We start from the raw sequence: 19,681 nt of genomic DNA, 5'->3' as shown, positions 1-19,681 counted from the left end.
GACGGCGGCGGCCTGGGGGCGCTCAGTCCGCGCAGGCGTTCGGGGCGGTGTTGGCCGGGTCGCTGCATGCTTGCCATGTCTCTGGCGCCATGGCGGGCAGCAGCATCGCGCGGCTTGCCGGGTCCGGATAGAAATAGACGCGCCATGGGTGCTCGGCCATGGCCTGCCACACCGCTTGCTGTTGCGCCGGGCTCAGGACCGCGCCGTTGGGCGTGCTTTGTGCGCCTTCGGCCAGCACGATCTGCGTGTCGGGGTCCCAGGACGTCATGTCGTAGTCGGCGTCCTGGGGCAGATCGTCTTTGATCCTGACGACGCGCCAGGGGTTTTCGTGGACTTCGACAGGCAGCGCGGCCAGCCTTTCCCGTTGCAGGGGAAAGAGGCGGTCGCGCTGTTCGTGCGGCGGGGCGGGATACGCGGTCAGCGCGGTGCCGACGTTCGGCGCGAAGTAGCTGGGGCTTCGGCGTACATAACGCGGCCCCGGTTTGCCTTGCGCGTCGATGCTCTGGACCGCAACGGGCTGTCCGGGCGATACCAGGTCGATCACGCGCAGCAAGCGGCCGGACGCGTCGCGCACGTAGTGGCGGCGCGCGCCGACGTTGTTGGTTTCGCCGCAGCCGTCGTCGATGAAGGTGTGCAGCTGGCCTTGGGCGTCGCGTTGCAGGCAGGCGCGGCGATTGGCGGAGTAGGCTTGCGCGCTGGAGGCGCTGGCCAGGCTGTATTGGGTGTATGCCGTCAGATTGCCGGCCGTGTCGTAGGCCAGCGTGTAGCCGCCATCCAGCACAGCCTGGCCGCGTATCGGGCGATAGCTTTCCACGCGGCACAAGCGTCCGTCCGCGTCGAAGTACAGCCGGGTCGGCGCGGCGGGGGCGGCGTTGTCTGCGGCGCGGTAGGCGGACCAATCGACCTTGTCGGCCCAGGTGCGCGGCAGCAGGTCGCCGCTGTCGTCGATCCGCGCCAGCTTGGAATCGGTCGGCACGCGTTCCCCGCGTTTGCCCAGCAGCACGCGGTCTTCGTCCAGCGCGACGGTGATCGGCACGGCGGGCAGCGGCGACACCACCGAGAAGTCGGTCTCGGCCGGGCCGCAGGCGGCGTGGGCCTGCGGTGCAAGCAGAAGCGGTGCGGCGGCGCATAGCCCCATCAGGACGCGCGGCGGCTTATGCATATTGCAGCGAGTCCATGAACTTCACCAGGTCCCAGAATTCCTTGGACACGCCGCCCAGGCGCAGGCCGCCAGGGCCGTCTTCAAACAACAGGAAGGGGTAGGCGTCGCGCTCGTACACGCCCGGGTCCGGCAGCCGGTAGGGGTTGAAGATTTCCGGGTTGTTGAAGTAGCGCTCCAGCCGCCCGCCGCCGTCCACATGCATGTAGCGCACGCGCAAAGCCTGCGACTTGTAGGTGTCGTGGGTGTCGGGATACACGCCGCCATCGCCCGCCACCACCGATTGCGACAACGCGGCCATGAACACGCGCTGGATGCCCACGAAGTGGATTTCGCCATGCGTGCTTCCGCCCGGCGCCTTGGCCAGCGACCGGACCAGCTGCGTTGCGCGCGAACCCGGCACCAGCGTCTTGGCGAACAGCTTGTCGATGTCGGCATTGGCCGCATCGGGGGACTGCCGCAACGCTTGCAGGTCTTGCCGAAAGGCTTGCAGCCATTGCTGATAGCGCTGGTTCTCAAGCTGGCGGTCGAATGGCTCGGCCCGCACGGCGCTGGCGTAGAGCGCGATCAACGCGGCCATGGCGAACAGGCCGAAGCGCCAAAGCCAGCTGCTGGACGTGGGGGCGGTGGGGGACGGGTGGGTGCGCATAGGGAAAGGATGATACCGCCCGGTCAGTGTTTTCCCGATGGAACAACCCGCAGAGCCATTTGTTCCATTGACCGTACATTAGGACACCCCTAGAGTTCCCGGCATGGGAACCTCACTACCTCTGCCGAAGTACCACCAGATCTATCTTGTGTTGCGCGAGCAACTGCAAGAGGGGCGGTTCGATCAGGACGGCGTGCCGGGCGAGCACGCGCTGGCCGACCAGTTCGACGTGGCGCGCATCACCATCCGCAAGGCGATGGAGATGCTGGTGGCCGACGGGCTCGTCTCGCGGCGTCCGGGCCTGGGCACGTGGCCGCAGCATGCGAAACCCGATGCCCACGCCAAGCCGGCCGCCAACGCGTCGCAGAAGGCGCACCTGACCGGCCTGCTTGAGAACATCGTCAACATGGGCCTGCGCACCTCGGTGCAGGTGCTGGACAGCACGCTGGTGTCCGCGTCGCCCGCCGTGGCCGAGTCGCTGGGCATTGCCCCGGGCACGCCCGTGCACAAGAGCCTGCGCGTGCGCAGCACCGACGCCGGTCCGCTTTCCCACATCACCACCTACGTGCCGCAGGCCGTGGCCGATTTCACACGCGCAGACCTGGAGCGCGAACCTTTGCTGATGCTGCTGGAAGCGGCCGGGGTCGAGTTCGGCGGCGCTACGCAGACGATATCCGCGCGCCTGGCCGATGCGCAGGTGGCGCGGCATCTGGACGTGTCGGTGGGCTCGGCGCTCTTGGCCGTCACCCGCGTCGTGCGCGACGTCAACGACCGCCCCGTCCAGTTGTTGCAGGGCCTGTACCGGCCCGACCGTTATCAATACCAATTGCAGCTGTCGCGCGTCGGCAGCATCGACGCCAAGGTCTGGGTCAGCGAAGAGCTGTCGGCCCAATTTCATTGAACCCCTTCGGAGATCTCCCATGAATTCGCGCCGCACTTTTCTCAACCAATCCGCCGCCGTCGCGGCCCTTGCCTGCGCCCCGTGGGTGGCGCGCGCCCAAGGCGCCACGCCCGTGAAGATCGGCGTGCTGCACCCGGTGACGGGCGCGCTGGCCTATTCGGGGCAGCAATGCCGCCTGGGCGCGTTGCTGGCCATCGAAGACATCAACAAGGCAGGCGGCATCAAGTCGCTGGGTGGCGCGCCCTTGTCGGCCGTGCTGGGCGATGCGCAGTCGCGTCCCGAAGCCGGGTCGGCCGAAGTGGAAAAGATGAACGAGGCCGGGGTGTCCGCCATCGTGGGCGCTTACGCGTCGGCCATCTGCCTGGCCACCACGCAGACCGCCGCCAAGTACAACCTGCCGCACGTCGTGGACGTGGGCGTGGCCGACCAGATCGTCGAGCGCGGCCTGAAGAACACGTTCCGCTTCGGGCCCGGCTACCGCGCCTGTAGCGAACGCGCCATCACCGACCTGGTCGCGCTGAACGAGGCCGCCGGCAAGCCGGCCAAGACCGTGATGATCGTGCACGAAGACTCGCTGTTCGGCACGGGCACGGCGGCGCTGCTGTCCAAGTCGTTGCCCGAGCATGGCTTCGAGGTCAAGGAAGTGGTCAAGCACCCGAACCCGACGCGCGACTTCAACAACATCGTGCTGCGCATGCGCTCGGTGAATCCGGACATCGTCATCCCGGCCAACTACTACAACGAATACGCGCTGCTGCTGCGCGCCATGAAGCAGCAGAAGGTGCAGCCCAAGGCCATCTATTCGGTGCTGGGCGGGGCGGCGTCCAGCTACAAGTTCCTGAAGGAATTTCCGGACATCGCGAACGGCATCATCGATTGCAACCACTGGTTCAACCCGAAGGATCCGCGCGTTGCGCCCTTGAAGGCGCGCGTCGAGGAAAAGGGCGCGTACTTCAGCTACGAAGTGTTCATGACCTACGTGGCGGTGCAACTGCTGGCCGACGCCATCGAACGCGCCAAGTCCGCCGACCGCGCCGCCATCACCGAGGCGCTGGCCGCCAGCACCTTCCAGGACAACCTCATGCCCTATGGCCCGACCAAGTTCGTCAATGGCCAGAACACGGGCGCGCAGCCGCTGCTGACGCAGGTGATCGGCGGCGACATCAAGGTGATCATCCCGGCCGAATACCGCCAGGCCGACGCCATCTTCCCGTTGAAGGGCTGAACACAAGCATGCTTGACCTGGCCATCCTCTTTTCCTCGGTGCTCAACGGCCTGACGACCGGCGCGGTGTACGCGCTGATCGCCCTGGGGCTGACCCTGATCTACGGGGTGCTGCACATCATCAACTTCGCCCACGGCGCGGCGCTCATGGTGGCGCTGTACGCCGTCTATCTGCTCAAAGAACGGCTGGGCATCGACCCGTATGCGGCGCTGCCCCTGGTGGTGGCGGGCATGTTCGCGCTGGGCTATGCGCTCCAGCGCTTCGTCATCAACCGCGCCAGCCACGGCAAGGACGAGAACATTCTGCTGGTGACGCTGGGCCTGGCCATCGTGCTGGAGAATCTGGCGCTGGTGTGGTTCAAGTCGGACACGCGCAGCATCGATACGGCCTACACGCTGTCCACCGTGGAAATCGGCCCGGCCATGATCGCGCTGCCCAAGGTCATCGCGTTCTGTGGCGCGCTGGCGGTGGCGGCGGTGCTGTTCTGGATCATCCGCAGTACCGACCTGGGCCGCGCGATCCGCGCCGTGGCGCGCGAAAAGCAGGGCGCCAAGCTGATGGGCATCGACGTGGAAAAGGTCTATGCGCTGTCCTTCGGCATCGGCATGGCCTGCCTGGGCGCGGCCGCCTGCTTCTTGCTGCCCGCCTATTACGTCAACCCGCAGGTGGGCAGCGGCTTCGTGCTGGTGGCCTTCACCATCGTGGTGCTGGGCGGCATGGGCAGCTTCGTGGGCGCGCTGGTGGGCGGCTTGCTGATCGGCGTGGTGGAGTCCATCGGTGGCCTGTTCCTGGGCGATTCGTTGGGTCAGATGGGCATTTTCGCGATCTTCATCGCGGTGCTGCTGTTTCGCCCGCAGGGGCTGTTCGGGGCGAGGGGGTGAGCATGAATCGGGATCTTTGCGCAATCGCGCTATTCGGGGTGGCGCTGGCCGCCTTGGCCACGGTTGCCCAATCGGGCGTGCTGTTGACCTTCGTGATGATGTCGCTGTACGCGGCGCTGCTGTCGCAGGCCTGGAACATCCTGGGCGGCTATGGCGGCCAGCTCTCGTTCGGCCACGCCTTGTTCTTCGGCGTCGGGGCCTACGCCCAGGCGCTGGGCCAACTGAACTTCGGCATCAATCCGTGGCTGGTGCTGCCAATGGCCATCGCGCTGGGCGCGGCCACCGGCCTGGGCGTGGGCGGCCTGACGTTCCGCTACGGCCTGAAGGGTTCGTACTTTGCGCTGGTGACGCTGGCCTTTGCCGAGGTGTTCCGCATCCTGGCGCTGTCGGCCTCGTTCACCGGGGGCGGAGTGGGGCTGATGGTGCCGCTGCAAGAGGGCGCGGCCAATATGCAGTTCGGCTCGCGCCGTGGCTATATCTATCTGCTGCTGGCCTTCGTGGTGCTGGCGCTTGCAGCCACCGCCTGGCTGCGCCATTCGCGCTTTGGCGCGTATCTGCAAGCGGTGCGCGACAACGAAGACGCCGCGCGCGCCATCGGCGTGAATCCGCTGCGCGTCAAACTGGGCGGCATCGCGCTGTCGGCGGCGTTCATGAGCGCGGCCGGCGCGTTCTATGTGCAGGTGTTCCAGTACATCGACCCGGGCATCGCCTTCGGGTCCGCCGTGTCGGTCGAGGCGCTGGTAGGCGCGATCGTGGGCGGCATGGGCACCTTGTGGGGGCCGGTGCTGGGCGCGGTCGCGCTGCACGGGCTGGCGGACCTGACCCGCAACCTGTTCGGCGAACTGCCCGGCATCAGCATGGTGATCTATGGCGTGGTGCTGATCCTGATCGTGATGTTCCTGCCGCGCGGCATCAGCGGCAGCGGCCAATCGCTGGGCCGCCTGTTCGGCAAGGAGCGCGCCCGTGTCTGAGATCCTGCTGCAAGCTCGCAACCTGTCGATTTCGTTCGGTGGACTCAAGGCGGTCCAGGACGTGAACCTGGCCGTGCCGCGCGGCTCGCTCACCGCGCTGGTGGGACCGAACGGCGCGGGCAAGACCACGCTGTTCGCCTTGCTGTCCGGCTTTTTGAAACCCGGCGCCGGTTCGGTGCACTTTGATGGGCACGACATCACCGGCCGCGCGCCGCACGAATCCGCGCGGCTGGGCCTGACCCGCACCTTCCAGATCGTGCAGCCTTTCGGCGCGCAGACGGTGCGGCAGAACATCGCCGTGGGGGCGCATCTGCGCTTGCGTGACCGGCGCGCCGCGCTGGCCGAGGCCGAAGCCGTCGCCGCGCGCGTCAACCTGCACGCGGCGCTGGACCGTCCGGCCGCCGATCTGACCGTGGCGGGACGCAAGCGCCTGGAACTGGCGCGCGCGCTGGCCACGCGTCCGCGCCTCTTGCTGCTGGACGAGGTGCTGGCGGGCCTGAACCCAAGTGAGATCGACGAGATGATTCCGGTCGTGAAGAAGCTGGTGGACGACGGCGTGACCGTCCTGATGATCGAACACGTCATGCGCGCGGTGATGAGTCTGGCCGAACACGTATGGGTGCTGGCGCAAGGCCGCCTGATCGCGGCGGGCACGCCGGGCGAAGTCACGCGCGACCCGACGGTGGTGGAAGCCTATTTGGGACATGGCGCGGCGGCGCGCCTGGCCGCGCAAGGAGCGCCGGCATGAGCGCGCTGCTGGAAGTGAGCAACTTGAAGGCGGGTTACGGGCGCATGGAGGTGCTGCGTGGCGTGGACCTGACGGTGGGCGAGGGCGAGATCGTGGTGCTGCTGGGCAGCAACGGCGCGGGCAAATCCACGCTGAACAACACGGTCAGCGGACTGTTCCGGCCCTGGGGCGGATCGGTGCGCTTCGACGGCCACGACCTGACGGGCCGCCATTACCGCGAGGTGGTCAAGGCTGGGCTGATCCAGGTGCCCGAAGGCCGCCGCATCTTCCCCAATCTGAGCGTGCGCGAAAACCTGGAACTGGGCTCGTTCACCCGGGCGCGCGAGCATCGCGCGGCCAATCTGGACAAGGTGCTGGACACCTTCCCGCGCCTGCGCGAACGGCTGACGCAGCTGGCCGGCACGATGTCGGGCGGCGAGCAGCAGATGCTGGCGATCGGCCGGGGCCTGATGGCCGAGCCCAGGCTGTTGATCCTGGACGAGCCGTCGCTGGGCCTGTCGCCCTTGATGGTCGAGGAATTGTTCGGCCTGATCCAGCGCCTGCACGCCGACGGGCTGGCGATTCTGCTGGTCGAGCAGAACGTGGGCCAGTCGCTGGAAACCGGGCAGCGCGCCTATGTATTGGAAAACGGGGCGATGCGCTATAGCGGATCGTGCCGCGAACTGATGGCCAGCGACGACGTGCGCCGCGCCTATCTGGGGATGTAGCGATGCCTGATGCTCAAACGCCTCGCCCGCAGACCCTGGCCCAGAAGCTGATCGCCGCCGCCTGTGGCCGGGCCTTTGTCGACGAAGGGGAAATCGTCACCTGTACGGTGGACCTGGCCATGTTCCACGATTCCAGCGGCCCCCGGCGTCTGCAACCCATGCTGCAAGAGCTGGGCGCAACGCTCTGGGACCCGTCGCGGATCGTGCTGGTCATCGACCACTATGTGCCGGAATCCGACGACGAATCGCGCCGCATCGTGCGCATCGCGCGCGATTGGGCGGCCCAGCAGCAACTGCCCAACGTGTACGACTCGGTCGGTATCTGCCACGTGGTCGTGCCGCAGCACGGCCATATCCGCCCGGGCATGTTCTGCGTGGGCGGCGATTCGCATTCGCCCACGGGCGGCGCGTTCGGCGCGTATATGTTCGGAATCGGCAGCACCGAGATGCTGGGCGTGGCGGTCACGGGCCAGATCTGGGTGAAGGTGCCCGCCACGCTGATGATGCGGTGGAACGGCCGCTTGAGCGCGGGCGTGACCGCCAAGGACATGATGCTGCACATGATCGGCCGCCATGGCATGAATGGCGGGCGCTATCAGGCGGTGCAATTCTGCGGCGAGGCCGTCAGCGCGTTGTCCATGCAGGAACGCATGACGCTGTCGAACATGAGCGCCGAACTGGGCTCGCAGGTGGGCCTGATCGCGCCCGATGACACAACGGCCGAGTATCTGCGCGAGGCCGGCGTCACGCAGGAACTGGATCTGGCCCGCTGGCAGAGCGATGCCGGCGCCCAGGCCGAATGGCACGACTTTGACGCGGCGGCGCTGGCTCCGCAGGTGGCCGCGCCCCATAGTCCGGCCAACTCGCGCGCCGTGGACCAGTACGCCGACGTGCCCTTGCAAGTGGCATATATCGGCGCGTGCACGGGCGCCAAGCTCGATGACCTGCGCGCCGCCGCCAGCGTGCTGCGCGGCCGCCGCCTTGCCGCCGGCATGCGCCTGATGGTGGCGCCGGCCAGCCGCCAGGACCAGCAGCAAGCCGAGCAGGAAGGCGTGATGCAGGCGCTGCGCGAGGCGGGCGCCGAGGTGCTGGCGACGTCCTGCGGCGCGTGCGCCGGCTATGGCGGTTCCATTCCCGACGGCGCCAGCGTCATCTCGACCACCGCGCGCAACTTCAAGGGCCGCATGGGCTCCGAGACGGCGCAGGTCTATCTGGCTTCGCCCTACACCGTGGCGGCCTCGGCCGTGGCGGGGCGCATCGCCGACCCCCGGGAGTTCATGGCATGACGGACCACACCGCCACCCACCGCGTCTGGCGCGTGGGGGCCGACATCGACACCGATGCGCTCGCGCCGGGCGCATACATGAAGTTCGGCATCGACGAGATTGCGCGCCACTGCCTGCAACGCGTGCGGCCGGAATTTGCCGGCCAGGTGCAGCCGGGCGACGTGCTGGTGGCCGGGCCGAACTTCGGCATCGGCTCATCGCGCGAGCAGGCCGCCGCCGCCCTGGTGCGCCTGGGCGTGGCCGCCGTGATCGCGCCTTCGTTCAACGGCCTGTACTTTCGCAACGCCTTCAACGTGGGCCTGTTGCTGCTGACCTGCCCACAATCGGACGCGCTGGCCGAAGCCGAACGCATCACGCTGGACCCCGCGGCCGGGCGGATCGGCCGCGCGGCTGGCGCGGCCCCTTTCGAATTGCTCTGCGAACCCGTACCCGCCTTCCTGATGGACATGGTGCGGGCCGGCGGACTGCTGAATCTGCTGAAACAGCGTCAAACCTCCTAGGAAGAACACGATGCTTGATCCCGTCACCCTGGCGGTCCTGAAGGGCCGTCTGGAACAGATTGCCGATGAGATGGACGCGACGCTGTACCGCAGCGCGTTCAACCCCATCATTGCCGAGGCCCACGACGCCTGCCACGGCATGTACGACGCGGCCACCGGCGCCACGCTGATCCAGGGCAAGTCCGGTCTGCCCGTCTTCGTGGGCGCGATGGCCTTCGCGGTCAAGGCCGCGGCCAAGGCGGCGGCCGAGCGCGGCGGCATGGTGGACGGCGACGTCTGGCTCTTCAACGACCCCTACGAAGGCGGCACGCACGCGAACGACTTCAAGCTGGTGCGACCGGTGTTCCGCGATGGCCGGCTGTTCTGCTTCCTGGCCTCGGCCGCGCATTGGCACGACGTGGGCGGCGCGGTGCCCGGCAACTACAACCCCGCTGCCACCGAATGCTGGCAGGAGGCCGTGCAGATTCCGCCCGTGCGCATCGTGCGGGCCGGCGTGCTGGACCTGGACGTGCTGGCCATCCTGAAGGCCAACACGCGCTTGCCGGACAGCCTGTGGGGCGATCTGAACGGCCAGTTGGCCGCGCTGGAACTGGGCGCGGGCCGTCTGGACGGGCTGCTGGACGAGTACGGCGACGCCACCGTGCTGGAATCCCTGGGCACCTTGCGCGAGCGCGCGCGGCGCCTGATGCGCGATCACATCGCGCGCCTGCCGGACGGGGATTATTCGTTCGAGGACATGCTCGACAACGATGGCGTGCGCGACGTGGCGCTGCGCATCGCGCTCAAGCTGAGTATCCAGGGCGACCGGCTGACGCTGGACTTCAACGGCACCTCGCCCGCTTGCGCTGGCCCGGTCAATATCTCGCGCGCCACCGCAATTGCGGCCTGCTACGTGGCGCTCAAGCACCTGTTCCCCGACGTGCCGGCCAACGCTGGCGTGCTGGACGCGGTGGACGTGGTGCTGCCGGATGGCCTGGTCATCTCGGCCGACCGTCCGCGCCCCGTGGGCGGCTATACGGAAACCATATTGCGCATGATCGACGTGATCTTCTGCGCGATGGCGAAAGCCGCGCCCGAGCGCGCCATGGCGCAGGCCTACGGCACCATCAACGCGCTGTCCATCGCGGGCTATCGCAGCGACGCGGCGCGCCGGGGCCAGCGCTGGGTGATGTTCAGCTTTTTTGGCGGCGGCCACGGCGGGCATGCCGACGGCGATGGCCTGAGCCACGGCAACGCGCCGATCTCCACCGCCACGATTCCGCCGCTGGAAATCCTGGAGGCCGCGTATCCCGTGCGTTTCACGCAGTGGGCGCTGCGGCCGGATTCGGCGGGAGACGGCGCGCATCGCGGCGGCCTCGGCGCCATCTATGAAATCGAATTGCTGGAAGACAGCGCCGAAGCCTTCATCTTCGGCGAGCGCGGCCGCAGCGCGCCCAAGGGCATCGCGGGCGGCGGCGAGGCGGCGCTGAACGTTTTTCGCTATCAGCAGGACGGGCAATGGCGCACGCCGCCAATGAGCTCGAAGATGCTGGGCATTGCGCTGCAACGCGGTGACCGCGTGCGGCTGGAGACGCCGGGCGGAGGCGGCTATGGCGACGCCGCCAGCCGCGATCCGGCCGCGCGCGAACATGATCGCAAGATGGGCTATGTCGGCGCGGCCGGCGTGGCGGGCAACAACACGAAGGAGCAGTTGGCATGAACGCGGCACAACGGGACAAGACCCAGGCGGACAAGCCCGCGCGCGACGGTAAGGCGGGGCTGGTCGTAGGCGTGGACGTGGGCGGCACATTCACCGACCTCTTCGTGCTGGACGAAGCGGGCGGGACGGCGCGCGTGGTCAAGGTGCCCTCGACGCGCGGCGAAGAGGCGCGCGGCTTCATGAACGGCATCGCGCGCGTGGCCGATGGCGCGGACGCCATTGCCACCATCGTGCACGGCACGACCGTGGGCACCAACGCCTTGCTGGAGCGCAAGGTGGCGCGCACCGGCATCATCACCACGGCGGGCTTTCGCGATGTGCTGGAGATGCGGCGGCGCGACCGGCCGCAGACCTGGGGCCTGCGCGGCCACTACGAGCCCATCGTGCCGCGCGACCTGCGCCTGGAGGTCAGCGAACGCGTGCTGGCCGATGGCGCCGTGCACACGCCCGTGAACCTGGACGAAGTCGAAGCGGCCGCTCGCGAGCTGCTTGAGCGCGGCTGCGAGGCGGTCTGCGTGTTCTTCGTCAACGCTTACGCCAACCCGGTCAATGAGGCGCAGGCGGCGGCGCGCGTGCGCGCCCTCTGGCCCAACGGCAACGTCACGGCGGCGACCGAAGTGCTGCCCGAGATCCGCGAATTCGAACGCTGCTCGACGGCGGTGCTGAACGCCGCGCTGCAACCGGTGGTGGGCAGCTACCTGACGCGGCTGGATACCGACCTGCGCGAACATGGCTTTGACGGCGAACTGCTGGTAGTGCAGAGCAACGGCGGCGTGATGTCGCGCCAGACGGCGTGCGACGTGCCGGTGCGCACCGCGCTGTCGGGGCCCGCAGCGGGCGTGATCGCTTGCGCCGCGATTGCGCGCGCATCGGGCTTTCCCAACGTCGTCACGGGTGACATGGGCGGCACCTCGTTCGACGTGTCGCTGGTGGCGGGCGGCGAAGCTTCGCTATCGGCGCAGACCGTGATCGACTTCGGCATGGTGGTGCGCGCGCCGATGATCCAGATCGAAACCATCGGCGCGGGCGGCGGCTCGATCGCCAGCGTGGACGCGGGCGGCCTGTTGCAGGTGGGCCCCGAGTCCGCCGGCAGCATCCCCGGCCCCGCCTGCTACGGACGCGGCAACAGCCGCCCCACAGTCACGGACGCCAATGTGCTGCTGGGCCGCATCGCCGCCGACCGTCCGTTGGGCGGCGGCCTGCTGGCCAGCATGGACGTGGCGCTGGCGCGCGCGGCCATCGACGAACACGTCGCCAAGCCGCTCGGCCTGGACGTACACGCGGCGGCCGAGGCGATCCTGACCGTGGCCAACGCCAAGATGGCGGGCGCGATCCGTGTCGTCTCCATCGAACGCGGACACGATCCGCGCAAGTTCGCCTACATGCCGTTCGGCGGCGGCGGCGCGCTGCACGTGTGCGCCATGATGAACGAAGTGGATGCGGCGCACGGCATCGTGCCGCGTTACCCGGGCGTGACGTCGGCGCTGGGCTGCGTCATGGCCGACATGCGCCACGACGGCGTGCAGACGCTGAATACGCCGCTGGACGGCCTGGATACCGAGGATCTGCTGGCGCGCATCGACGGCCTGGCGGCGGCCTGCCAGGAGCGCCTGGACTCGGCGGGCGTGGCCTTCGAGGGAATCCGCGAAAGCATCGAGCTGGACATGCTGTACGTGGGCCAGAGCCATACGGTGCGCGTGGAAGTCGCGCGCGACGCGCTGACGCGCCCGGGCATCGCCGCCGCGTTCGAACGCGCCTATTGCGCGGCGTTCGGCCGCAGCCTGTCGGGGATTGCCGTGCGCATCCTGAACCTGCGCTATGCGCGTATCGGCCAGCGGCCGAAGTTCGACCTGTCGCTGCTGGCGCCCACCTCGCGCGACATGCCGGCCGCGCTGGGCACGCAGCAGGTGTTCCATGCGGGGCAATGGCGCGAAGCTGTGCGCTTTGCGCGGCTGGACCTGCCCGTGGGGGCCGAAGTCGCGGGCCCCGCCATTCTTGAACAGCCCGACACCACCATCTGGATCGAGCCCGGCTTTGCCGGCCGCGTCGACACGCTGGGCAATCTGTTGATCAGCCGGCAGGACGCCTAGGAGACCACCATGCAACCCCTGGACCCGCGCACGACGGCCTTGCTTGTCATTGATCTGCAAAACGATTTCCTGTCGCCCGGCGGCGCCTATGACCGGGGCGCCGCGGTCAGCCGCGAGGCCCGCGCCTTGCCGGCCCGCGTGGCGCCGGTGGCGCGCGCGCTCAAGTCGCACGGCGGCTTCGTGGCGGCCAGCCTGTTCACGCTATGGCCCGACGCGCATGGCGAACCGATGATCTCGCCGCATCTGAAGCAGCTGCGTCCGTTTCTGCGCAAGGGCGATTTCGCCGCAGGTTCGCCGGGCCAGGCCAATGTGGCCGAGCTGGACGGACTGGTGGACGTGTCGGTGTGGAAGGTGGCGTATTCCGCGTTCTTCAACACGCAGCTTGATTGGGTGTTGCGCCGCGCGGGTGTGTCCAGCGTGGTGATCGCCGGCATCGTCACCAACGGCGGCGTGGCCAGCACGGCGCGCGACGCGCACATGCGCGACTATCACGTGACGGTGCTGGCCGACGGCTGCGCCGCGCCCACGCCGGCCATGCACGAGGCCGCGCTGGCCGACCTGCGCACGGTGGCGGACGTCATCAGCTGCCAGGACTTCCTGGGCAGGCTGGCGCCGTGAGCGCGCCGCTCATCAAGCACGGCGCGCCGGACGCCGACGCCATGCACGTGCCGGTGCTGATCATCGGCGCGGGCGCGTGTGGGTTGACCGCCGCGCTGCGGCTGGCCAGCGCCGGTATCGACACCGTATTGATCGAACGCGACGCCACGCCCAGCGGCTCGACGGCGCTGTCCTCCGGGTTCATCCCGGCGGCGGGCTCGGCCGTGCAGCGCACGGCCGGCATCGACGATGACGCGGCGCGCTTTGCCGCCGACATCCAGGCCAAGGCCCACGGCACGGCGGCGCCCCATCTGGTGGCGGCGTACACGGGCGCGGCAGCGCCGGCGATGGATCTGTTGGCGCGCCACGGCCTGGCCTTCGAGGTGCTGGACGGCTTTCTCTACCCCGGCCATCACGCGCGCCGCATGCATGCCTTGCCCGAACGCACGGGCCAGGCGCTGGTGGCCGCGCTGGAACGCGCCGCGACGAGCGCGGGTGCGATGTTGTTGACGCGCGCGCTGGCCCGCGAATTATGGGTGGGCGAAGACGGACGCATCACCGCCGTGGGCTGCGAACGCCCCGACGGTTCGGTCGAAGTGATCGGCTGCGACGTGCTGATCCTGGCGTGCAATGGCTTTGGCGGCAACGCCGCCATGGTGGCCGAACATTTGCCGGCAATGCGCGACGCCGTGTACGGCGGCCACGTCGGCAACGATGGCAGCGCCATCGGGTGGGGCATGCAGCTGGGCGCGCGTCTGGCCGATCTGGGCGGCTACCAGGGGCACGGTTCCTGGGCTACCCCGCAGGGCGCGCTGATCTCCTGGGCGGTCATGATGGATGGCGGCGTGCAGATCAACGCCGATGGCCTGCGCTTTCATGACGAGACGCACGGGTACTCGGAAGCGGCGGTGCACGTGCTGGCGCAGCCGGGCGGCGTGGCGTGGAATGTGTTCGACGACCGCACCCTGGCGCTGGCGCGCGGCTTTCCCGATTTTGTGGCGGCCGAGGAGGGCCATGCGCTCAAGACCTGCGCGGGCCTGCCCGAACTGGCGGCGCTGATCGGCTGCGCAGCGGACACCCTGCGCCAGACGCTGCAAGCTGTCAGCCCGGACGCCGACGACATACATGGCCGTCGTTTCGAACGCGGTCTGCAAGCGCCGTATCACGCCGTCAAGGTGACCGGCGCGCTGTTTCACACGCAGGGCGGGCTGGACATCGATGCGCAATGCCGCGTGCTCGACCGTGATGGCCAGGCCCTGCCCAATCTGTTGGCCGCCGGCGGGGCCGCGCGCGGCGTGTCGGGCAACGAGGTGTCGGGCTATCTGTCCGGCAACGGGCTGCTCAGTGCCGTGGCCGGGGGCTACATCGCCGCCGCGACCGCCGCCGCCACGCTGGGCCAGACGCTTTCCAGGGAATTCTGATGACGCAAGATCTCAAAACCAGGCTGTCCACGGGCGCGGTGCTGGCGCCGGGCGTGTACGACCCCTTGTCGGCGCTGATCGCCGAGCAGGCGGGCTTCGATGCGCTGTACCTGTCGGGCGCGTCGATTGCCTATACGCGGCTGGGACGCTCAGACATCGGCCTGACCACGTACTCGGAGGTCGAGGACAGCTTGGCCCGCATCACCGAACGCGTCGCCACGCCGGTCATCGTGGATGCCGACACGGGCTTTGGCAACGCCTTGAACACGCAGCGCACGGTGCGCGGATTCGAACGCGCGGGCGCGGCGATGATCCAGTTGGAAGACCAGACCTTTCCCAAGCGTTGCGGGCATCTGGACGGCAAGACGGTAGTGCCTGCCGCCGAGATGAGCGGGAAGCTGCGGGCGGCGGTGGACGCGCGCGTCTCGTCGTCGACGTTGATCCTTGCGCGCACCGACGCGGTGGCCGTCGAAGGCCTGGAGGCGGCGCTGGACCGCGCGGAAGCCTATCTGGAAGCGGGCGCGGACGCGTTGTTCATCGAAGCGCTGCGCACGCCCGAACAGATGCAGGTGGCCTGCGCACGCTTCGCCGCGCGCGTGCCGCTGCTGGCCAATATGGTCGAAGGCGGCAAGACGCCGGTGCAAAGCGCCGACGCGCTGACGGCGCTGGGCTTTCGCATCGTGATCTTTCCCGGGGGCACGGCTCGCGCCGTGGCGCATACCTTGCAGGGCTATTACGGCAGCCTGCGCGAGCACGGCACGACCGCGCCGTGGAAAGACCGCATGCTGGATTTTGACGGACTGAATGACGTGATCGGGACGCCGGCGTTGCTGGAGCTGGGGCGGCGCTACGAAGGGTGAGCGCGCGCGGGGCGCATACGCTTCAATGTCTTAGCGCCTTAGCGCCTTAGCGTCTTAGCGCTTCAACGTCTTAACGCCCTAACGCCTTAGCGCTTCAACGCCCTGGCGTCCTGGCGCTTTATCGCGCCGTGCGCTGATGCGGCACCAGTGGCGGCGCAGGCTGTCCGGCGACCACGTCCCAGAAACCGGGCAGGAAGCATTCGGCCACCAGCAGCGGCTGGCCTTGGCGCCAGAACACGGACCGGCGCGCCCAGATGCGGTGCGCTTCCTGCATGCGCTCGCCGGCAGGCAGCACGCCGCTTGCCGTCGCGTGAAACGGCACTGGCGATGCCAGCCTGCGGCAGGCGAACGGCGAGCGGATGACGGTGCTGTCGTGATACAGCATGTCGGCCAGCGGCCGGGTCAGCAGCCGGCGCATGCCTTGCCATGCGCCGTGCGAGGCGCGCAGCGGCGTCAGGCTGCGGGCGGGCACGCTGTCCACGCCATCGACCGACATCAGCACTTCGCGGATCCATACGGGCGTACCGGGCGCGATGCCCATGGCCAGGGCTTCATCGCGCGGCGCGCCATCGGCGTATTCGGCCAGTACGCGGAGGCGCACCTGGCCCACCTGGCGCAAGCCGGCGGTCAGCGCGCCCGGGCGGAACAGCCAGTGGCGCACGGTGGAGGAAAGGACGGGCGGCGCGGCGGCCAGCCAGCCAGGAGCAAGCGGGGGGTGATGGGCTGCGGGTTTCATCATGGCTGCGTATTATGCCAAGCCCGGCGGGGCGCCTGCCAACGCATACAATACCGCCCATGGAAAAAGTACGTATCTCCAAGCTCATGTCCGAGCGCGGACTCTGCTCGCGCCGCGAGGCCGACAGCTATATCGAACGCGGCTGGGTCCGCGTGGACGGCGTCGTGGTGTCCGAACTGGGCGCCAAGGCGTTTCCCGACCAGGTCATCACGCTTGAGCGCGCCGCGCAGGCGCGCCAGACCTCGCGCGTCACCATCCTGATCAACAAGCCGGTGGGTTATGTGTCGGGCCAGGCGGAAAAGGGCTACACGCCCGCCGTCGCGCTGATCGATGCGCGCTCACGCTTTGCCAACGACCGCCATCCGCAGCGCTTCGAGCGCGCGCACTTGGAAGGCCTGGCAGTGGCCGGCCGTCTGGACATCGATTCGCAAGGCCTGCTGGTGCTGACGCAGGACGGCCGCATCGCCAAGCATCTGATCGGCGAAGACTCCAGCGTCGACAAGGAATACCTGGTGCGGGTGCAGGGCGAACTGTCCGACCGTGGCCTGCAATTGCTGAATCACGGCCTGTCGCTCGACGGCAAGGCGCTCAAGCCCGCGCAGGTGCGCTGGCAGAACCACGATCAACTGCGCTTTGTGCTGCGCGAAGGCAAGAAGCGCCAGATCCGCCGCATGTGCGAACTGGTCGGCCTGAAAGTGGTGGGCTTGAAGCGCGTGCGCATCGGGCGCGTGTCGCTGGGCGACCTGCCGCTGGGGCAGTGGCGCTACCTGCGCGACGACGAAGCGTTCTGACTTTTTCGTTCAGCAATCAGTCAGCTATCTGTTCGACTTCGCCGACAAGTGAAGTCGGGCGTCAGCAGATTTTTCAGTCTGTTTCGAACGCGCCGTTATTTCATGAAAGCGGGCGTATCCTTCGCTTGCCCGTTGCTGCCCAGGCGCTCCATCAGGAATTCGATGAAGATCCGGGTCTTGGCCGGCAGCAGCCGCGTTTCGGTCACGGCGTAGACAGGGAAGGGGCCCAGTTGCCAGTCGGGCAACACGCGGCGCAACTGCCCTGATTGCTGTTCCGCCGTCTGGCCGCCCACCAGCACCGCAATGCCCGCGCCCAGCATGGCCAGTCGCCGCGCCATGGCTACGCCATTGACCGAAAACCGGTTGCCCGGCGTGAATTCGATGTGCTGGTCGCCGTTGCTCAGTGGCCAGCGGGTCACGCGGCCCGCGCCTTCCGCGCGGAACTCAATGCACTCGTGGCGGGTCAAGTCACTGGGATGTTTGGGTTCTCCGTGCTTGTCCAGGTAATCGTGCGAGGCGTAGAGGTGAGCGGGCAGCATGCCCAGCAGCCGGGCGATTTGCGTCGAGTCGGGCAGGTCGCCGATTTCGATCGAGATATCGCAGGTCTGGAACACGCGCGAGGCGTGGTCCGGGTTTGCCAGGTCCAGGAAGAATGTGACGTCGGGATAGCGGCGGGAGAACTCCATGAACGATTCAGCCAGGAAGTCGGTGCCGAAATCCGCCGGCATGTTCACCCGCAGCGGCCCGGCCGGCGTGTCGACCAGCTTTTGCAGTTCTTCATGGGCAATCTGCGCTTCGGCGACGATGCGTTGGCAGCGTTCGAAGTACAGCCGGCCGGCGTCGGTCAGTTCCACCTTGCGGGTGGTGCGGCTCAACAGGCGCAGGCCGACCGATTTTTCCAATTCGGCCACCTGGCGAGACAACGTCGATTTCGGCACGCCCAGTGTTGCTGCAGCGCGGCTAAAACTGCGTGTCTTGGCCACTTCGACGAAGAGTTCCATGCCTTGTAAGCGTTTCATGGCGAGATTCTTTCACAAAGTCCCAGTGGAAAATTGTCCCATAAATGGAATGATGTTTTCTTTAAGCGCCCCTTTGTTTCTGGGGCGGGATAACTCAGAATGCGGGTTCTGCAATGCAGCAATGCACTAAAGCCCCTCTTGCGTTTTCAATGCCCATCCACCCAGTTGATGCACAAGGCCTCTCCCTGCAAGGGCGCGAGGCGGGCTCCTTTTTTGTCGGAAATCGGGAATATCTATGAATAAGAAAAGCGCTATGTGGCGCAGCGCGGCAGTGGTCACGCTGACGGCATCGGCTCTCACCCTGGCCGCCTGCGGCAAGAAGCAAGACGCGCCGCAAGCGGGCAAACCGCAAGTCACCGTCGTGACGCTGACGACGCAACCCGTATCCCTGACCACCGAATTGCCGGGCCGCACGTCCGCGTTCCGCGTGGCCGAAGTGCGGCCCCAGGTGAACGGCATCGTGCAGAAGCGATTGTTCACGGAAGGCGGCGAGGTCAAGGCCGGTCAGCAGCTCTATCAGATCGACCCGGCCCTGTATCAAGCCAGCTACGACAGCCAGAAGGCTGCGCTGGCCCGTGCGCAAGCGCAGCAAAAGACCGCCGCGCTGCTGGCCGAGCGCTACAAGCCGCTGGTCGCAACCCGCGCCGTCAGCCAGCAGACCTACGACAACGCCGTGGCGTCGCGCGATCAGGCTGCCGCCGATGTGCTGTCAGCCAAGGCCGCGCTGGACACCGCGCGCATCAACCTCGTCTACACCAAGGTGCTGTCGCCGATCGACGGCATCATCGGCCGTTCCTCGGTGACCGAAGGCGCGCTCGTGACCGCCAACCAGGCGGCCGCCCTGGCCTCGGTGCAGCAGATCGACCCCATTTACGTCGACGTGACCCAGTCCAGCGTGCAGTTGCTGCGCTTGCAGGACGCGCTGGCCAGCGGCCAGTTGAAGAAAGCGGAAGGCGAGCAGGCAGCGCTGGTGTCGCTGACGCTGGAAGACGGCTCGCAATACAAGCAGACGGGCAAGTTGCAGTTTTCGGAAGTGACGGTGGATCAGGGCACTGGCTCGATCACGCTGCGCGCCGTGTTCCCCAACCCCGACCGCCGTCTCCTGCCGGGCATGTTCGTGCGTGCGCGACTGGCCGACGGCGTGGCCGCCGATGGCCTGCTGGTGCCGCAACGCGGCGTGACGCGCAATCAGCGCGGCCTGCCGACCGCGCTGGTGGTCAACGCCAAGAACCAGGTCGAACTGCGTGAACTGAAGACCGACCGCGCCATTGGCGACAAGTGGCTCGTCACCGACGGCCTGGCCGCGGGCGACAAGGTCATCGTGGAAGGCTTGCAAATGGTGCGCCCGGGCGTCGAAGTCGTCGCCACCGAAGCAGGCGCCACCGCGCAGCAGCCGCAGGCGGCCAATGCCGCCCCGGCCAAGCAGTAATCAGGGAGCCTT

19 protein-coding genes are annotated in these 19,681 nt (G+C 67.9%); 15 read left to right on the top strand and 4 right to left on the bottom strand.

Annotated elements, in window-relative coordinates:
- Positions 1-22: 22 nt before the first annotated feature.
- Entirely contained in the window at positions 23-1,162 is a 1,140-nt protein-coding gene (locus API01S_RS21370) for a hypothetical protein (RefSeq protein WP_254598580.1), read from the bottom strand.
- Positions 1,155-1,808, bottom strand: a complete 654-nt coding sequence (locus tag API01S_RS21365; RefSeq protein WP_061306081.1) for a hypothetical protein — start codon at positions 1,806-1,808, stop codon at positions 1,155-1,157. The genes API01S_RS21370 and API01S_RS21365 overlap by 8 nt, the downstream gene beginning before the upstream one ends.
- Positions 1,809-1,911: 103 nt before the next feature.
- Between API01S_RS21365 and API01S_RS21360 the strand changes: the two genes are divergently transcribed.
- Genes API01S_RS21360 through API01S_RS21300 form a run of 13 tightly spaced genes read left to right on the top strand, consistent with a single transcriptional unit; the run spans position 1,912 to position 15,694 of the window.
- Complete coding sequence (locus API01S_RS21360; RefSeq protein WP_061306080.1) at positions 1,912-2,709, top strand: GntR family transcriptional regulator; 798 nt, start codon at positions 1,912-1,914, stop codon at positions 2,707-2,709.
- A gap of 19 nt (positions 2,710-2,728) precedes the next feature.
- The gene (locus tag API01S_RS21355; RefSeq protein WP_006218977.1) at positions 2,729-3,934 is read left to right on the top strand and encodes an ABC transporter substrate-binding protein; all 1,206 of its coding nucleotides are present in this window, start codon (positions 2,729-2,731) and stop codon (positions 3,932-3,934) included.
- Positions 3,935-3,942: 8 nt separating this feature from the next.
- The gene (locus API01S_RS21350) at positions 3,943-4,815 is read left to right on the top strand and encodes a branched-chain amino acid ABC transporter permease (RefSeq protein ID WP_061306079.1); all 873 of its coding nucleotides are present in this window, start codon (positions 3,943-3,945) and stop codon (positions 4,813-4,815) included.
- 2 nt (positions 4,816-4,817) lie between these two features.
- Positions 4,818-5,786 carry a branched-chain amino acid ABC transporter permease gene (locus API01S_RS21345; protein ID WP_050729069.1) on the top strand — a complete coding sequence of 323 codons (969 nt, stop codon included), beginning with the start codon at positions 4,818-4,820 and terminating at the stop codon, positions 5,784-5,786.
- Complete coding sequence (locus API01S_RS21340; RefSeq protein ID WP_006218980.1) at positions 5,779-6,534, top strand: ABC transporter ATP-binding protein; 756 nt, start codon at positions 5,779-5,781, stop codon at positions 6,532-6,534. The genes API01S_RS21345 and API01S_RS21340 overlap by 8 nt, the downstream gene beginning before the upstream one ends.
- The gene (locus API01S_RS21335) at positions 6,531-7,241 is read left to right on the top strand and encodes an ABC transporter ATP-binding protein (RefSeq protein ID WP_061306078.1); all 711 of its coding nucleotides are present in this window, start codon (positions 6,531-6,533) and stop codon (positions 7,239-7,241) included. Before API01S_RS21340 ends, API01S_RS21335 begins: the two co-directional genes overlap by 4 nt.
- 2 nt (positions 7,242-7,243) lie before the next feature.
- The gene (locus API01S_RS21330) at positions 7,244-8,527 is read left to right on the top strand and encodes a 3-isopropylmalate dehydratase large subunit (protein ID WP_061306077.1); all 1,284 of its coding nucleotides are present in this window, start codon (positions 7,244-7,246) and stop codon (positions 8,525-8,527) included.
- Positions 8,524-9,027: a LeuD/DmdB family oxidoreductase small subunit gene (locus API01S_RS21325; protein ID WP_006218984.1), complete on the top strand. Its 504-nt coding sequence runs from the start codon at positions 8,524-8,526 to the stop codon at positions 9,025-9,027. Before API01S_RS21330 ends, API01S_RS21325 begins: the two co-directional genes overlap by 4 nt.
- A gap of 10 nt (positions 9,028-9,037) precedes the next feature.
- The gene (locus API01S_RS21320) at positions 9,038-10,726 is read left to right on the top strand and encodes a hydantoinase B/oxoprolinase family protein (protein ID WP_061306076.1); all 1,689 of its coding nucleotides are present in this window, start codon (positions 9,038-9,040) and stop codon (positions 10,724-10,726) included.
- On the top strand, positions 10,723-12,816 hold the full coding sequence (locus API01S_RS21315) for a hydantoinase/oxoprolinase family protein (protein ID WP_061306075.1): 2,094 nt from the start codon (positions 10,723-10,725) through the stop codon (positions 12,814-12,816). Before API01S_RS21320 ends, API01S_RS21315 begins: the two co-directional genes overlap by 4 nt.
- 9 nt (positions 12,817-12,825) lie before the next feature.
- Entirely contained in the window at positions 12,826-13,434 is a 609-nt protein-coding gene (locus API01S_RS21310) for a cysteine hydrolase family protein (RefSeq protein WP_061306074.1), read from the top strand.
- Positions 13,431-14,834 (top strand): FAD-dependent oxidoreductase, encoded by a 1,404-nt coding sequence (locus API01S_RS21305; RefSeq protein WP_061306073.1) that lies wholly within the window; start codon positions 13,431-13,433, stop codon positions 14,832-14,834. The genes API01S_RS21310 and API01S_RS21305 overlap by 4 nt, the downstream gene beginning before the upstream one ends.
- Positions 14,834-15,694 (top strand): isocitrate lyase/PEP mutase family protein, encoded by an 861-nt coding sequence (locus API01S_RS21300; RefSeq protein ID WP_061306072.1) that lies wholly within the window; start codon positions 14,834-14,836, stop codon positions 15,692-15,694. The genes API01S_RS21305 and API01S_RS21300 overlap by 1 nt, the downstream gene beginning before the upstream one ends.
- A gap of 118 nt (positions 15,695-15,812) precedes the next feature.
- Here API01S_RS21300 and API01S_RS21295 read toward each other — a convergent pair whose 3' ends face one another.
- The gene (locus API01S_RS21295; RefSeq protein WP_061306071.1) at positions 15,813-16,433 is read right to left on the bottom strand and encodes a chorismate--pyruvate lyase family protein; all 621 of its coding nucleotides are present in this window, start codon (positions 16,431-16,433) and stop codon (positions 15,813-15,815) included.
- A gap of 56 nt (positions 16,434-16,489) precedes the next feature.
- Here API01S_RS21295 and API01S_RS21290 point away from each other — a divergent pair, with 56 nt between their 5' ends.
- Positions 16,490-17,221, top strand: a complete 732-nt coding sequence (locus tag API01S_RS21290) for a pseudouridine synthase (RefSeq protein WP_006218991.1) — start codon at positions 16,490-16,492, stop codon at positions 17,219-17,221.
- 95 nt (positions 17,222-17,316) lie between these two features.
- Here API01S_RS21290 and API01S_RS21285 read toward each other — a convergent pair whose 3' ends face one another.
- Positions 17,317-18,222 (bottom strand): LysR family transcriptional regulator, encoded by a 906-nt coding sequence (locus API01S_RS21285; protein ID WP_006218992.1) that lies wholly within the window; start codon positions 18,220-18,222, stop codon positions 17,317-17,319.
- 271 nt (positions 18,223-18,493) lie between these two features.
- Here API01S_RS21285 and API01S_RS21280 point away from each other — a divergent pair, with 271 nt between their 5' ends.
- Positions 18,494-19,669, top strand: coding sequence for an efflux RND transporter periplasmic adaptor subunit (locus API01S_RS21280; protein WP_006218994.1), 1,176 nt, complete (start codon positions 18,494-18,496; stop codon positions 19,667-19,669).
- The last annotated feature ends 12 nt before the right edge of the window (positions 19,670-19,681 follow it).

It is taken from the genome of Achromobacter piechaudii NBRC 102461 (assembly GCF_001571245.1).
GTDB lineage: Bacteria > Pseudomonadota > Gammaproteobacteria > Burkholderiales > Burkholderiaceae_B > Achromobacter > Achromobacter piechaudii.
The sequence above is the reverse complement of the archived record's forward strand: the minus strand, read 5'-3'. Positions and strand labels throughout refer to the sequence as shown.

Bases quoted from the DNA above. Each gene is read 5' to 3' on its own strand.
- API01S_RS21310 (WP_061306074.1), top strand. From the start codon at position 12,826: ATGCAACCCCTGGACCCGCGCACGACGGCCTTGCTTGTCATTGATCTG.
- API01S_RS21330 (WP_061306077.1), top strand. From the start codon at position 7,244: ATGCCTGATGCTCAAACGCCTCGCCCGCAGACCCTGGCCCAGAAGCTG.
- API01S_RS21365 (WP_061306081.1), bottom strand. From the start codon at position 1,808: ATGCGCACCCACCCGTCCCCCACCGCCCCCACGTCCAGCAGCTGGCTT.
- API01S_RS21300 (WP_061306072.1), top strand. From the start codon at position 14,834: ATGACGCAAGATCTCAAAACCAGGCTGTCCACGGGCGCGGTGCTGGCG.
- API01S_RS21370 (WP_254598580.1), bottom strand. From the start codon at position 1,162: ATGCATAAGCCGCCGCGCGTCCTGATGGGGCTATGCGCCGCCGCACCG.
- API01S_RS21345 (WP_050729069.1), top strand. From the start codon at position 4,818: ATGAATCGGGATCTTTGCGCAATCGCGCTATTCGGGGTGGCGCTGGCC.
- API01S_RS21315 (WP_061306075.1), top strand. From the start codon at position 10,723: ATGAACGCGGCACAACGGGACAAGACCCAGGCGGACAAGCCCGCGCGC.
- API01S_RS21335 (WP_061306078.1), top strand. From the start codon at position 6,531: ATGAGCGCGCTGCTGGAAGTGAGCAACTTGAAGGCGGGTTACGGGCGC.
- API01S_RS21320 (WP_061306076.1), top strand. From the start codon at position 9,038: ATGCTTGATCCCGTCACCCTGGCGGTCCTGAAGGGCCGTCTGGAACAG.
- API01S_RS21325 (WP_006218984.1), top strand. From the start codon at position 8,524: ATGACGGACCACACCGCCACCCACCGCGTCTGGCGCGTGGGGGCCGAC.
- API01S_RS21295 (WP_061306071.1), bottom strand. From the start codon at position 16,433: ATGATGAAACCCGCAGCCCATCACCCCCCGCTTGCTCCTGGCTGGCTG.
- API01S_RS21360 (WP_061306080.1), top strand. From the start codon at position 1,912: ATGGGAACCTCACTACCTCTGCCGAAGTACCACCAGATCTATCTTGTG.
- API01S_RS21350 (WP_061306079.1), top strand. From the start codon at position 3,943: ATGCTTGACCTGGCCATCCTCTTTTCCTCGGTGCTCAACGGCCTGACG.
- API01S_RS21290 (WP_006218991.1), top strand. From the start codon at position 16,490: ATGGAAAAAGTACGTATCTCCAAGCTCATGTCCGAGCGCGGACTCTGC.
- API01S_RS21285 (WP_006218992.1), bottom strand. From the start codon at position 18,222: ATGGAACTCTTCGTCGAAGTGGCCAAGACACGCAGTTTTAGCCGCGCT.
- API01S_RS21280 (WP_006218994.1), top strand. From the start codon at position 18,494: ATGTGGCGCAGCGCGGCAGTGGTCACGCTGACGGCATCGGCTCTCACC.
- API01S_RS21355 (WP_006218977.1), top strand. From the start codon at position 2,729: ATGAATTCGCGCCGCACTTTTCTCAACCAATCCGCCGCCGTCGCGGCC.